The sequence below is a fragment of the Pseudomonas graminis genome (assembly GCF_013201545.1).
In the GTDB taxonomy this organism is placed as follows: Bacteria; Pseudomonadota; Gammaproteobacteria; order Pseudomonadales; family Pseudomonadaceae; genus Aquipseudomonas.
The window spans coordinates 1,334,971-1,347,710 of sequence record NZ_CP053746.1 but is presented as its reverse complement, the minus strand read 5'-3'; the positions used below and the strand labels follow the sequence as shown (position 1 = coordinate 1,347,710).

Below are 12,740 nucleotides of genomic sequence, written 5' to 3'. Positions count from 1 at the left end.
ACAACTTCGACGATGCAATTTGAGGATAAGAACAATGGTGATTTATGGCGTGGCGTTACTCGCAATCTGCACCCTCGCAGGGGTGATTCTCGGTGATCTGCTCGGCGTGCTGCTGGGCGTGAAATCCAACGTAGGCGGCGTCGGGATCGCAATGATCCTGCTGATCTGCGCGCGGCTGTTCATGCAAAAGCGCGGCGGCATGAGCGAAGGCTGCGAAATGGGCGTCGGCTTCTGGGGCGCCATGTACATCCCGGTCGTCGTGGCCATGGCCGCTCAGCAAAACGTCGTCACGGCGCTCAAGGGCGGGCCGATCGCGGTCATCGCGGCGGTGGTGTCGGTGGTGGTCTGCGGCTGCACGATTGCGGTCATCAGTCGCATCAACAAGGGCGAGCCACTGCCCAAAGAGGATGAACTGGCGAACCCGCTTCCGGTGATCGCGCCGACTGTTTCGCCAGCAGGAGGCCGCTGATATGTGGGAGCTCATTCAGAAAGACCTGATCAGTCAGGGCCTGGTCACCGCGTTTGCGGTCGTAGGCGTGGTGATGTGGATTTCGGTGGTGCTGTCCAAGCGCCTGACGTTCGGACGCATTCATGGTTCGGCCATTGCGATCGTCATCGGCCTGGTGCTGGCGTGGGTCGGCGGCACGATGACCGGCGGGCAGAAAGGGCTGGCGGATCTGGCGTTGTTTTCCGGGATCGGCTTGATGGGCGGGTCGATGTTGCGTGATTTCGCGATCGTGGCCACGGCTTTCGAAGTGCAGGCCACCGAAGCGAAAAAGGCCGGATGGGTCGGCGCGTTTTCGCTGCTGCTCGGCACGATGCTGCCGTTCATCGTCGGTTGCTGCGTAGCATATGCCTTCGGCTATCGCGACGCCGTGAGCATCACCACCATCGGCGCGGGTGCAGTGACTTACATCGTCGGGCCGGTCACCGGTGCGGCGTTGGGCGCGACCTCGGACGTTATGGCGCTGTCGATCGCGACCGGTCTGATCAAAGCCATTCTGGTGATGGTCGGCACCCCGATGGCCGCGCGCTGGATGGGGCTGGATAACCCGCGTTCCGCGATGGTCTTCGGCGGCCTGGCCGGCACCGTGAGCGGCGTGACGGCAGGACTGGCGGCAACGGATCGGCGGCTGGTGCCTTACGGCGCGCTGACCGCGACATTCCACACCGGGCTGGGTTGTCTGCTGGGGCCGTCGCTGCTGTACTTCATCGTGCGCGGGATTCTGGGCTGAGGCTTTTTTTGCGCGGGCGCGTCGGCTCAGGCCTGGGCCAGCCGGTTCGAGTACATCCGGCACTCCGCCAGCAACGCCAAGAGGTTCGGGTCGCGTTCCCGGGCTTTGAGGAAGACCAGTCCGATGTGCTGCTGCATGCGGTATCGCGCTTGCAGGGGCACCAGGCGGACGCGGTTTTCGTAGACGGCGGCGATTCGCCCCGGCAGCAATGCGTAACCCACACCCGAGCTGACCATGCTCAACAGCGTGAAGATGTCGTTGACCTGCATGGCGACCTTCGGTTCGAACCCGGCCTGCTCAAATACTCGCGCGCCATCCCGATGGGTGGCGAAACCCTGGGTCAGGGTAATGAAGGTCGCCTCCCGAAGGTCGCTCAGGTCCACCTCGCTCTGTAGCGCGAAGGGTGAGTCAGCCGGCGTGGCGAGAAAAATATCGTCGGAGAACAGCGGCAGTTGCTCACAATCCGGATCGCTCACGCTCTCGTTGAGCGACACCAGAATCGCGTCCACTTCCATGTTCTTCAGCTTGTAGAAGAGGTCGATGTTCGAGCCCAGAATCAGGTCGATGTTGAGTTCGCTGCGACGGATTTTCAGGCCCATGATCAGCTGCGGCACGGTCTTGACCGTCAGTGAATACAGCGCGCCCAGTTTGAAACGCGCCGCCGAAAACCCCGCTGCCTGACGCGTTTGTTCAATGGTGACGAGCACGTCCTGCACCAGCTTCTGCGCGCGCTCTTCCAGCACATAAGCGCCTTCGAGGGGCGTGAGGTTGCGACCTTCGTGCTTGAACAGCGGGCACCGCAACGCGCTTTCCAGCGAGTGAATCGCCCGATGCACACTGACCGTGCTCGTCTGCAGCTCCGCTGCCGCGCGCGCCAGATTGCCGGTGCGCATGAACGCCAGAAAGATTTCCAGCTTCTTGAGGGTGAGCTCTTCGTCGATCTGCATCGTGTGGGCCCGCGCCGGGTTCTTGTTTTGAGAGCGCCCGATTGTGCCGAAGAGATCGGTTGCTGACTGCATTAAATTCTCGATAACACGACACAATGCGTTGTCATTGGGGTTCAGAAGCAGGACGCTTGGCGTGTGTCATGCAATTGAGAGGTAGTTTGCGGATGTACTACGGAGAAAAATTCAACGCCTGGACCCACTTGGTGGGGGCGATTCTGGCGACGATCGGCGCGGTGTGGATGCTGGTTGTTGCGACGATGTCCGGGGATATCTGGAAGATCATCAGCGTCGCGGTCTACGGCGTGGCGCTGGTAATGCTGTACAGCGCGTCGACGGTCTATCACAGCGTTCGCGGCCGGGCCAAAGTGATCATGCAAAAGGTTGATCACTTTTCGATCTATCTGCTCATCGCCGGCAGCTACACGCCGTTTTGTCTGGTGACGCTGCACGGGACGTGGGGCTGGATGTTGTTCGGTATCGTCTGGACGCTGGCGATCATCGGCATACTCCAGGAAATCAAACCCCGCTCCGAAGCGCGGGTGATGTCCATCGTCATTTACGCGGTCATGGGCTGGATTGTGCTGGTCGCGGTCAATCCGCTGATCGCCGCGCTGGGCATGACCGGATTCATCTGGCTGGCGCTGGGTGGCGTGTTCTACACCGTGGGGATCATTTTCTTCGCGTTCGACACCAAGGTCCGACACTTTCATGGGGTCTGGCACCTGTTTGTGATTGCCGGGAGCCTGCTGCACTTTGTCGCGATTTCGCGTTATGTTTTGTGAGTTGAGAGCGATACATCGCGGCAACGTCAGCTCTTGCCAAGCGTGACGACACCACAAATGCAAATGCCAACAAATGAAATGTGGGAGTGAGCTTGCTCGCGAAGAGGCCGGTACATCCGCTGAATTTTTTAGCGGTTGGAATGATGTCTTCGCGAGCAAGCTCACTCCTACACGGACCATCCTTGCTGCGCGACCGGCAATTCCCGACGCGCACCCAGCCATCCATGCGCCGCTTCGGTGCATGGCATCCTTCAAATCACTGATCATTTTCTGTACACCCCACAGCCTTGCCCGCTTTCCCACCTGCACCAATGCGGATAACTTTCGCACCCGATTGAAGCATTTAATTCATTTATTTTATTTGTTGAATTATTTGATTCGTCATCCTAGTCTGATCCTCGAAACGCCCCCTCTTGTGGTAAGGCGGCCTTCTTGAACTGACTGATCAATCGGGGAGCAAGACATGAATGTGAAAGTACTCTTGAGCATGGCCGTGGCAACCGCCTTTTCCGCATCCACCTGGGCCGCAGACTGGACCGTCGGCGCCAACGTGGGCAACGTGCCGTGGGAGTTTCAGGACGCGAAAGGCGAGATTGTCGGTTTCGAAGTCGATGTGGTGAAGGAAGTCGCCAAACGCGCCGGCAAGACCGTGGAATTCGTCAACATCCCGTTCAACGGCCTGTTCAGCGCCGTGCAGTCCAAGCGCGCTGACATCGCCATCTCCTCGATCACCATCACCCCCAAGCGCCTTGAGTCCGTCGGCTTCGCCCAGCCGTATTACGACAGCGACCAATCCCTGTCCGTGCTCGCCAAATCCGGCATCAACGGCCTGAAAGACATGGACGGCAAGGTGGTCGGCGTCGACACCGGCTCCACCGGCGACATGTGGGTCAACGCCCATCAGGCCGAATACAAGTTCAAGGAAGTCTCACGCTATGAAGGGCTGTCGCCTGCAATGCTCGACCTCGCGTCCGGCCGTATGGACGGCTACATCAGCGATATCCCGGCGGTCCTGTACTACATCAAGGACAAGCCGCAGTACAAAGTCGTCGCGAAAATTCCTACCGGTGAGAAGTACTCGTTGATGCACGCCAAGGGCTGGGCCTCAGCCGGTCAGGTCAACGACATCATCTCCACGATGAAGAAAGAAGGCGTGATCGCCGACTTGCACAAGAAGTGGTTCGGTGCCGACGCTGATCCGGAGTCCAGCACCGTCAAAGTGGTCGACGTACTCAAGTAACCCCTGACCGCTCACGCCCGCGTCCGTCACTGCTCGCCACCAAGGAATCGCAATGGAGTTGTTAGAAACGTTCTTCAACTGGAGCGTGTTCGTCGATGCGCTGCCACTGATGCTCCGCGGCCTGGGCGTGACGGTGATGCTCGGTGTGGTCAGCATCATTCTCGGCCTGGTGGGCGGGCTGGTGCTGGCGATGCTGCGGTTGTACGGGTACGCGCCGGTGCGGTTTCTGGCGCGGGTGTACATCGACGTGCTGCGCTCGATTCCATTGCTGGTGCTGCTGGTGCTGATCTATTACGCGCTGCCGTTCGTGGGCATTCGCCTGTCGTCCTTTGCGGCAGCGACTGCGGCGCTGTCGCTGGTGTCCTGCGCGTATTCGGCGGAGATCTTCCGCTCCGGCATCGAAGCCATTCCGCGCGGGCAGTTCGAAGCCTCGGCGTCCCAAGGCATGAGTTTTTTCAACACCATGCGCGACATCATCCTGCCCCAGGCCATGCGCATCGTCATGCCGCCAATGACCAGCAACTGCATCAACGTCATGAAGGACACCGCGCTGGCGTCCGTCGTGGCGATGCCCGATCTTCTGAAACAAGCCACTCAAGCCCAGGCGCTGGCGGCCAACCCGACACCGCTGGTGGGCGCGGCGGTGATGTACCTGTTGCTGCTTCTGCCGCTGGTGCAATTGGTGAGCTGGATCGAGCGGCGTAATGGCGCCGGGAGGAAGAGTTCATGAGCACCGTCATCGAAATGGAAGGCGTGGCCAAATTCTACGGGCCATTCCAGGCCCTGACCGACATCAACCTGACGGTCGATCAAGGCGAAGTGGTGGTCATCCTCGGGCCATCGGGCTCCGGGAAATCGACACTGATCCGCTGCATCAACTTGCTGGAGGAGTATCAGCAGGGCGACATACGCGTCGGCAGCCAGCGCGTTGAAACAGGCCCAAAATTGGCGGGCATCCGCTGCGAAGTCGGCATGGTCTTCCAGAATTTCAATCTGTACCCGCACCTCACCGTGCTCGCCAATGTGGCGCTGGCGCCGGTGCGGGTGCGTGGCATGTCTCGCCGTGACGCCAACGAACGCGCGCGCCTGTTGCTGGAGAAAGTCGGCATGGGCGCCCACGCGGCGAAATACCCGAGCCAGTTGTCCGGCGGCCAGCAGCAGCGCGTGGCCATTGCCCGGACCATGGCAATGGAACCCCGGGTGATCCTGTTCGACGAGCCCACATCGGCACTTGACCCGGAGATGGTCGGCGAAGTGCTGGACGTCATGCAGAACCTCGCCCGCTCGGGCGTGACCATGGTCGTCGTGACCCACGAAATGGGCTTTGCGCGCAAGGTCGCCGACCGGGTGATCTTCATGGAGAACGGCCGAATCATCGAACAGAACAACCCGCACGATTTCTTCACGGCCCCGCAAGAGCCGAGAACTCGCGCGTTTTTGCAGGCCATCCTGCATCACTGATCAGACTCTGGAGCTCATCCCTTGAATGCCTTGGACATCGATTACGTACGCAGCCAGTTTCCTGCGCTCGGCAGCGGTTACGCCTACCTGGACAATGCCGGCGGATCGGCCGTGCTCAAGCCGGTCGCCGAGCGCATCACCGATTACTTGCTCAACAGCGCCGTGCAACTGGGCGCCTCCTATAGCGAGTCGGTGGACGCTGGCGCGCGGGTCATGCAGGCGCGGGAATCGGTCGCGCAACTGATCAACGCGCGCTACCCGGAAGAGTGCGTGATGGGCGGCTCGACCACCCATTTGCTGCAAATCCTTTGCCGCGCCATCGCGCCGTCGATCAATCCCGGCGACGAAATCATCGTCACCAACTGCGACCACGAAGCCAATATCGGGCCGTGGGTGCGGCTGTGCGAAGAGCGCGGGGCGACGTTGCGCGTCTGGGCGGTCAATGCGCAGAGCATGGACCTGGAATTGGCTGATCTGGACGCGCTGCTCAGCGACAAAACCCGCTACCTGGCCATGACCCATGCGTCGAACATCCTCGGCAGCGTCAACCCGGTCGCCGAGGTTGCGCGCCGGGTGCACGCGGTGGGCGGCAAGGTGTGCGTCGATGCCGTGGCCTACGCGCCCCATCGGCTGGTCGACGTGCAAGCCAGCGGTGCCGATTATTACGTCTTCAGCTTCTACAAGACCTTCGGCCCACACTTTGCTGTGCTGTGGGGCAAGCGGGAAGCATTGCTGGAACTGCCGAGCCTGAACCACTTTTTCATCGGCCAGGAGGTCATTCCCTACAAGCTGCAGCCCGGCAACTTGAACTACGAGCTGTCCTACGGCTGCATCGGCATCAGCGATTACCTGATCGACGTCGGCCAACGGCTCGGCGCCAGTGGCAGCGAACGCCAGTTGATGCAGGCCGCATTCGATGCCTTTGAAGTGCAGGAAGACCTGCTGGCCGAAACACTGCTGGCGTTTCTGCGGGAGACACCGGGTGTACGAATCATCGGAAAATCCCGTGTGACCGACGGTGATCGCGTGCCGACCATCAGCTTCGTGGTGGAGGGTATTCAGTCGGAAGCCATCGTGCGCCGCGTGGACAACCACCGCATGGGCATCCGCTTTGGTGACTTCTATGCTCGCCGCCTGATCGAACAGTTGGGGCTGACCCCATACGGCGGCGTGGTTCGTGTGTCGATTGCGCACTACAACAGCATCGATGAGCTGAATCGTCTGGTGGAGCACCTTGCCCAGGCGATCACAGAGCTGCGTCCATCCTGACTTTTATCGAGCCTTTTTATGCCTGTACCCCAAACCCTGGCCGAGCTGCGTGCCGCCATCGTCGAACATCAGGAACGCCTGACCGCGCGGCAGCGTGATGCGGCGCATTACCTGAACGAGCACCCCCACGACGTGGCACTGAACACGGTCGCGGCGCTGGCGAAGATCTCCGGCATTCCGTCGTCAGCGTTCATTCGGCTGGCCCAGGCGCTGGGCTTCGGCGGGTTCAGCGACCTGCAGCGCTTGTTCAAGCAGCCGTTGCAACAGGCGGGGCAGGGCAGTTTCAAAGAGCGCATACGGCACTATCGCGGCGAGCAATTGCTCGACGATCCCACCGATGTGGGCGCCATGCTCTCGGCGTTCAGTCGCGCGAATATCGTTTCGCTGGAGCACCTGGCCGAAGGCGAGCAAGTCGAGGCCATCGAGCGCGCCATCGAGCTGTTGGAACAGGCGCGAACCACCTTCGTGGTCGGCATGCGTCGCTCGTTTCCCATGGCGTCCTACCTGAGTTACGCCCTCAGCCGTGTGGGTCGTCGTGCCGTACACATCAGCGGTCTGGGCGGCAGCCTGCGCGAACAGGTCGGCGCACTGCACGGCGATGACGTGCTGGTGGCGGTGAGTTTTCCGCCGTACGCGCAGGAAACCATCGACGCCTGCCAGCAAGCGGTCGCTGCGGGGACGCCCATCGTGGCGATTACTGACAGCCTTCTCAGCCCCATCGGACAAACCGCGTCGGTGATGATCGAGGTCAACGACGCCGAGCTGCTGGGCTTTCGCTCGCTCACCGCCGCGTTCTGCATTGCGCAGACCCTGGCCATGGGTCTGGCCTTTCGCACCGGTCAGACCCTTGATGGTCCGGACCACGATGCACTGAAAACCATCGACTGCTGAGCCTTGGCTTGGCGGTCGGCCGACTGTTCGAACGTTGCAGGAGTAGGCTTTTATGGCGTCACCCATTCGAGATCTGGTCGGCTACGGCCGGCAGCGCCCCCAAGGCACTTGGCCCAATGGCGCGCGGCTGGCCGTCAACTTTGTCATCAATTACGAAGAAGGCTCGGAGCGCTCCCTGGCCATGGGCGATCCAGACCAGGAGAGCATGACCGAGTGGGGCAGCTATCAGTTTCCCGACGGCGTGCGCAATCTGGCGATGGAGTCGATGTACGAGTACGGCGCCCGCGTTGGCATCTGGCGGATCCTCGACATCCTGCAACAGGCCAACGTCCCGGCGACCTTTCATGCCTGCGCGGTGGCTTTCGAGCAGAACCCGGATGTGGCCAAGGCCGCCGTCGAATTGGGTCATGAAATCTGCAGCCACGGTTACCGCTGGGAAGAAGTGTTCCGCCTGACCGAGGCCGAGGAGCGCGAGCACATTCGTCTGGCGATCGAGTCGTTCGAGCGCACCTGCGGCAAGCGCCCGGTGGGCTGGTATTGCCGCTACGGCGCCAGCGTTCATACGCGTCGGCTGGTGGCGGAAGAGGGCGGGTTCCTTTACGACTCCGACGCCTACAACGATGACGTTCCGTATTTCGTCGACGTCGAGGGCAAGCAACATCTGGTGGTGCCGTACACCAGCGACGTCAACGACTTCCGGTACTGGAACTCCCCGGGCCTGTCCCAGGCGTCCGATTTCCTCGAGTACATGAAGGAAAGCTTCGACGTGCTGTACGAAGAGTCCGCCGACGGCTTGCGAATGATGTCCATCGGGCTGCACCCGCGCATGGTCGGACGTCCGGGGCGGGTTCGTGCGATCAAGCATTTCATCGAGTACGCCCAGGCCCGCGAAGGCGTCTGGTTCACCACCCGCGAAGAGATCGCCAAGGCCTGGCTGACCCGCGCCTGACGGAGTGAACGACATGCAGGCTTTTGATTTGATCATCCGCAACGCCAATGTGGTGACGGCGGCGGACGGTTTCCTGTGCGACATCGGTGTGCGCGACGGCAGAATAGCCGCGCTGGGCCTTGGCCTGCAAGGTGCCGCAGAGGAAGTCGATGCGCGAGGGCGAACCGTGACGCCGGGCGGGATCGACAGCCATGTGCATCTGGATCAGCCGACCGGCGATGGCTCGGTCATGGCCGATGACTTCGAAAGCGGCAGCCGTTCAGCCGCGTGTGGCGGGACGACAACAGTGATTCCCTTTGCCTGCCAGCAGAAGGGCCAGACCCTGAGGGCGGCAGTGGAGGATTACCATCGGCGCGCTGATGGTCGGGCGCTGATCGATTACGCGTTTCACCTCATCGTCACCGATCCTACCGAGGACGTGCTGCGCCGCGAGCTGCCCGAGCTGATTGCCGAGGGCTACACCTCATTCAAGATCTACATGACCTATGACGCGCTGAAGCTCAACGACCGGCAGATTCTGGAAACCCTGTCGGTGGCGCGGGCCGAAGGCGCGATGGTGATGCTCCACGCTGAAAACAGCGACTGCATCGCCTGGCTGACCGAGCTCCTGCTTGCCGCCGGTCTCAGCGCGCCGCGTTACCACGCCAGCTCTCGTCCCATGTTGGTGGAGCGTGAGGCCACGCACCGGGCCATTGCGCTGGCCGAGCTGGTGGATGTGCCGATTCTCATCGTGCATGTGTCCGGACGCGAGGCCATTGAGCAGATCCGCTGGGCGCAGAGCCACGGGCTGAAGGTCTACGGCGAAACCTGCCCGCAATATCTGTTTTTGACCGCGGATGCGCTGGGTTGCGATGACAGCTTCGAAGGCGCGAAATGCATCTGCAGTCCGCCGCCGAGAGACGCCGGCAATCAGCAAGTGGTTTGGGACGGCCTGCAGAATGGCTCGTTTGAAGTGTTCTCGTCGGATCACGCGCCGTTTCGCTACGGCGGCCCGGACGGCAAACGTGCCCACGGCGAGGCGGCGCCGTTTTCCGAAGTGGCCAATGGCATTCCGGGCGTCGAGACGCGCATGGCGCTGCTCTGGTCGGAAGGCGTGCGCAAGGGGCGAATCAGCCCGCAGGCATTTGTCGCGCTGACGGCCACCAATGCGGCGCGGCTGTACGGCTTGTATCCGCGCAAAGGCAGCATCGCTATCGGGTCGGACGCGGATCTGGTGATCTGGGATGAGGACCTGGACATAGAGCTGACCAACGAGATGCTGCACCACAATGTCGATTACACCCCGTACGAGGGGATGCGCTTGAGTGCATGGCCGGCGATGACCTTCGCCAGAGGGGAACGGGTATGGGACGGCAGTCCGTTGGGTGAGCCGGGGCGCGGAGAATTTCTGCCCTGCGCCCGGCCGGAACCTGCGAAAGCGCGGCGACGGGCGTCGGAATTGCCTGAGTGAACACCATGGCAAAGGCGCCGCAATGACGGCTGACTCACACCATTCCTGTTGGAGCCGAGCTTGCTCGCGAAGAGGCACGAACATCCGCTAAATCTCTGGCGGATGTACCCGACCCCTGTAGGACTGGCTTCAGCCGGGAAGGCCGGTGTACGCACCGTCAATCTCGTGGCTTAACGCCTGACGCTTTCCCGGCTGAAGCCGGTCCTACAAATCCCCCCACAACTGTTGCGCGATGCTCAGCGCCACCACTGGCGCGGTTTCGGTGCGCAGCACGCGGGGGCCGAGGCGGGCGGCGTGGAAACCGGCGTCCTGCGCCTGAGCCACTTCGGCGTCGTTCAGCCCGCCTTCCGGACCAATCAGAAACGCCAGACTGCCGGGCTTTTCATGGCTGGTCAGGGGTGCGGCCACTGGGTGCAGCACCAGCTTCAAATCCGCTTCTGTCTGCTTGAGCCAGTCGGCCAGGGTCACGGGCGCATGGATCACCGGCACCACTGAGCGCCCGCACTGTTCACAGGCACTGATTGCGATCTGCTGCCAGTGTGCCTGACGCTTTTCCGCACGCTCGTCTTTCAAACGCACTTCGCACCGCTCGCTGATGATCGGGGTAATTTGCGTCACGCCCAGCTCGGTGGCTTTCTGAATCGCCCAATCCATCCGCTCACCCCGAGAGAGACCCTGCCCGAGATGGATCTGCAAGGGAGACTCCGGCTGACCGGCAAAGCTTTCGTTTACCTGCACCCGGACCTGCTTTTTGCCGACTTCCGCCAGCGTGGCGCGAAACTCATGGCCCGAACCATCGAACAGCTGCACCGCGTCGCCTTCGGACATGCGCAACACGCGGCTGATGTAATGGGCCTGGGCCTCTGGCAGTTCGTGCTCCCCGACGCTGAGGGTGGCATCGACGAAAAAGCGGGACAGTCTCATGGTTGTGTCTCTAAAGATTGTGTTGAATGCAGCGCCTGGAGAATGTGTGTAACGGCCTGCTAGCCCGGATCACGAAAATCCGGATGGAAGTTCTCTCTCACCGCCACCGTGACGCTGCTGCGCGTCGCGATGTCGATCCCTTCGGTCGCCACGTCGGCCAGGAAGTCGATCTGCTCCGGCGTGATCACGTAGGGCGGCAGGAAGTACACCACGCTGCCCAGCGGACGCAGCAGCGCGCCTCGGGTCAGCGCGTGCTCGAACACCTTCAGCCCACGCCGTTCCTGCCATGGATACGGCGTTTTGCTGGCCTTTTCCTGCACCATCTCGATGGCAATCGCCATCCCGGTCTGCCGCACTTCAGCGACGTTAGGGTGATCGACCAGATGCGCCGTCGCGGTCTTCATGCGCTGGGCCAGCGCCTTGTTGTTTTCGATGACGTTGTCCTGCTCGAAAATATCCAGCGTCGCCAACGCCGCCGCGCACGCCAAGGGGTTGCCGGTGTAACTGTGGGAGTGCAGAAACGCGCGAAGGGTGGGGTAGTCGTCGTAAAAGGCGTCGTACACGTCATCGGTGGTGATGCAGGCCGCCAGCGGCAGATAACCGCCGGTCAGCGCCTTGGACAGGCACAGGAAATCCGGGCGGATGCCGGCTTGTTCGCAGGCAAACATGGTCCCGGTACGACCGAAGCCCACGGCGATCTCGTCATGAATCAGGTGCACGCCATACCGGTCGCAGGCCTCGCGCAGCAGTTTGAGGTAGATCGGGTCGTACATGCGCATGCCGCCTGCGCCTTGAATCAGCGGCTCGATGATCACCGCCGCGACGCTGTCGTGATGCTCGGCGAGTGTCTGCTCCATCACCGCGAACATCGTGCGGGTGTGCTCTTCCCAGCTCACGCCTTCAGGCCGGTGATAGCAGTCGGGGCTCGGCACCTTGATGGTGTCCATCAGCAGCGCTTTGTAGGTTTCGGTGAACAGTGGCACGTCACCGACTGCCATCGCTGCCATGGTCTCGCCGTGGTAGCTGTTGGTCAGAGTGACGAAGCGTTTTTTGTCCGGCTTGCCGCGATTGAGCCAGTAATGAAAGCTCATCTTCAGCGCGACTTCGATGCAGGACGAACCGTTGTCGGCGTAGAAGCAGCGCGTCAGCCCTTCGGGCGTCATCGCCACCAGGCGCTCGGACAGCTCGATGACCGGCTGATGGCTGAAGCCCGCCAGAATCACATGCTCCAGCTGATCGACCTGATCCTTGATGCGCTGATTGATACGCGGGTTGGCGTGGCCGAATACGTTGACCCACCAGGAGCTGACCGCGTCTAAGTATCGCTTGCCTTCGAAGTCCTCCAGCCAGACCCCTTCGCCGCGCTTGATCGGAATCAGCGGCAGTTTTTCGTGGTCTTTCATCTGGGTGCAGGGGTGCCAAAGGACCTTCAGGTCGCGCTGCATCCACTGGTCGTTAAGGCCCATTACTCTTCTCCACATAGCGGCTCGCATGGCGCGAGGGCAAACAATCGCGCAAGCCTATGCAATGCATGCCAGCGGGACAACCTTTAGCGCGTTGTTTAAATCGCTCCGGTTACCACTTTCAAGCCT

Annotated in this window: 13 protein-coding genes; 10 read left to right on the top strand and 3 right to left on the bottom strand. The window is 61.5% G+C overall.

Annotated features, from left to right (window positions below; all coding sequences use genetic code 11):
* Positions 1-34 precede the first annotated feature (34 nt).
* Both madL and madM read left to right on the top strand, forming a co-directional pair.
* A complete protein-coding gene (gene madL, locus FX982_RS06180) occupies positions 35-469 on the top strand; it encodes a malonate transporter subunit MadL (RefSeq protein WP_065991198.1) in 435 nt (144 codons plus the stop codon).
* 1 nt (position 470) lies between these two features.
* Positions 471-1,235, top strand: coding sequence for a malonate transporter subunit MadM (gene madM / locus FX982_RS06175; protein ID WP_172610007.1), 765 nt, complete (start codon positions 471-473; stop codon positions 1,233-1,235).
* A 26-nt stretch (positions 1,236-1,261) separates the two neighbouring features.
* On the opposite strand, the gene FX982_RS06170 is transcribed toward madM, so the two are convergent.
* On the bottom strand, positions 1,262-2,182 hold the full coding sequence (locus tag FX982_RS06170; RefSeq protein WP_172612991.1) for a LysR family transcriptional regulator: 921 nt from the start codon (positions 2,180-2,182) through the stop codon (positions 1,262-1,264).
* Positions 2,183-2,346: 164 nt separating this feature from the next.
* On the opposite strand from FX982_RS06170, the gene trhA reads away from it, so the two are divergent.
* From trhA to hydA, 8 genes are all read left to right on the top strand, one after another.
* Positions 2,347-2,964 carry a PAQR family membrane homeostasis protein TrhA gene (gene trhA / locus FX982_RS06165; protein WP_172610006.1) on the top strand — a complete coding sequence of 206 codons (618 nt, stop codon included), beginning with the start codon at positions 2,347-2,349 and terminating at the stop codon, positions 2,962-2,964.
* Between the two features lie 463 nt (positions 2,965-3,427).
* Entirely contained in the window at positions 3,428-4,204 is a 777-nt protein-coding gene (locus tag FX982_RS06160) for a transporter substrate-binding domain-containing protein (RefSeq protein WP_065991205.1), read from the top strand.
* Between the two features lie 52 nt (positions 4,205-4,256).
* Positions 4,257-4,934 (top strand): amino acid ABC transporter permease, encoded by a 678-nt coding sequence (locus tag FX982_RS06155; protein ID WP_122536424.1) that lies wholly within the window; start codon positions 4,257-4,259, stop codon positions 4,932-4,934.
* On the top strand, positions 4,931-5,665 hold the full coding sequence (locus FX982_RS06150) for an amino acid ABC transporter ATP-binding protein (RefSeq protein WP_037018914.1): 735 nt from the start codon (positions 4,931-4,933) through the stop codon (positions 5,663-5,665). The genes FX982_RS06155 and FX982_RS06150 overlap by 4 nt, the downstream gene beginning before the upstream one ends.
* Positions 5,666-5,686: 21 nt before the next feature.
* The gene (locus FX982_RS06145) at positions 5,687-6,934 is read left to right on the top strand and encodes a cysteine desulfurase-like protein (RefSeq protein WP_172610005.1); all 1,248 of its coding nucleotides are present in this window, start codon (positions 5,687-5,689) and stop codon (positions 6,932-6,934) included.
* A gap of 18 nt (positions 6,935-6,952) precedes the next feature.
* Positions 6,953-7,825, top strand: coding sequence for a MurR/RpiR family transcriptional regulator (locus tag FX982_RS06140; protein ID WP_172610004.1), 873 nt, complete (start codon positions 6,953-6,955; stop codon positions 7,823-7,825).
* Positions 7,826-7,877: 52 nt separating this feature from the next.
* Positions 7,878-8,774 (top strand): allantoinase PuuE, encoded by an 897-nt coding sequence (locus FX982_RS06135; protein WP_065991211.1) that lies wholly within the window; start codon positions 7,878-7,880, stop codon positions 8,772-8,774.
* A gap of 13 nt (positions 8,775-8,787) precedes the next feature.
* A complete protein-coding gene (gene hydA / locus FX982_RS06130) occupies positions 8,788-10,224 on the top strand; it encodes a dihydropyrimidinase (protein WP_172610003.1) in 1,437 nt (478 codons plus the stop codon).
* Between the two features lie 204 nt (positions 10,225-10,428).
* Here hydA and FX982_RS06125 read toward each other — a convergent pair whose 3' ends face one another.
* Positions 10,429-11,148, bottom strand: coding sequence for a 16S rRNA (uracil(1498)-N(3))-methyltransferase (locus FX982_RS06125; protein WP_172610002.1), 720 nt, complete (start codon positions 11,146-11,148; stop codon positions 10,429-10,431).
* Between the two features lie 59 nt (positions 11,149-11,207).
* Entirely contained in the window at positions 11,208-12,614 is a 1,407-nt protein-coding gene (locus FX982_RS06120; RefSeq protein WP_172610001.1) for an adenosylmethionine--8-amino-7-oxononanoate transaminase, read from the bottom strand.
* Positions 12,615-12,740: the final 126 nt, after the last annotated feature.

Coding starts and splice junctions, on each gene's coding strand:
- FX982_RS06155 (WP_122536424.1), top strand. CDS start 4,257: ATGGAGTTGTTAGAAACGTTCTTCAACTGGAGCGTGTTCGTCGATGCG.
- FX982_RS06135 (WP_065991211.1), top strand. CDS start 7,878: ATGGCGTCACCCATTCGAGATCTGGTCGGCTACGGCCGGCAGCGCCCC.
- FX982_RS06120 (WP_172610001.1), bottom strand. CDS start 12,614: ATGGGCCTTAACGACCAGTGGATGCAGCGCGACCTGAAGGTCCTTTGG.
- hydA (WP_172610003.1), top strand. CDS start 8,788: ATGCAGGCTTTTGATTTGATCATCCGCAACGCCAATGTGGTGACGGCG.
- madL (WP_065991198.1), top strand. CDS start 35: ATGGTGATTTATGGCGTGGCGTTACTCGCAATCTGCACCCTCGCAGGG.
- trhA (WP_172610006.1), top strand. CDS start 2,347: ATGTACTACGGAGAAAAATTCAACGCCTGGACCCACTTGGTGGGGGCG.
- FX982_RS06140 (WP_172610004.1), top strand. CDS start 6,953: ATGCCTGTACCCCAAACCCTGGCCGAGCTGCGTGCCGCCATCGTCGAA.
- FX982_RS06160 (WP_065991205.1), top strand. CDS start 3,428: ATGAATGTGAAAGTACTCTTGAGCATGGCCGTGGCAACCGCCTTTTCC.
- FX982_RS06150 (WP_037018914.1), top strand. CDS start 4,931: ATGAGCACCGTCATCGAAATGGAAGGCGTGGCCAAATTCTACGGGCCA.
- FX982_RS06125 (WP_172610002.1), bottom strand. CDS start 11,148: ATGAGACTGTCCCGCTTTTTCGTCGATGCCACCCTCAGCGTCGGGGAG.
- madM (WP_172610007.1), top strand. CDS start 471: ATGTGGGAGCTCATTCAGAAAGACCTGATCAGTCAGGGCCTGGTCACC.
- FX982_RS06170 (WP_172612991.1), bottom strand. CDS start 2,182: ATGCAGATCGACGAAGAGCTCACCCTCAAGAAGCTGGAAATCTTTCTG.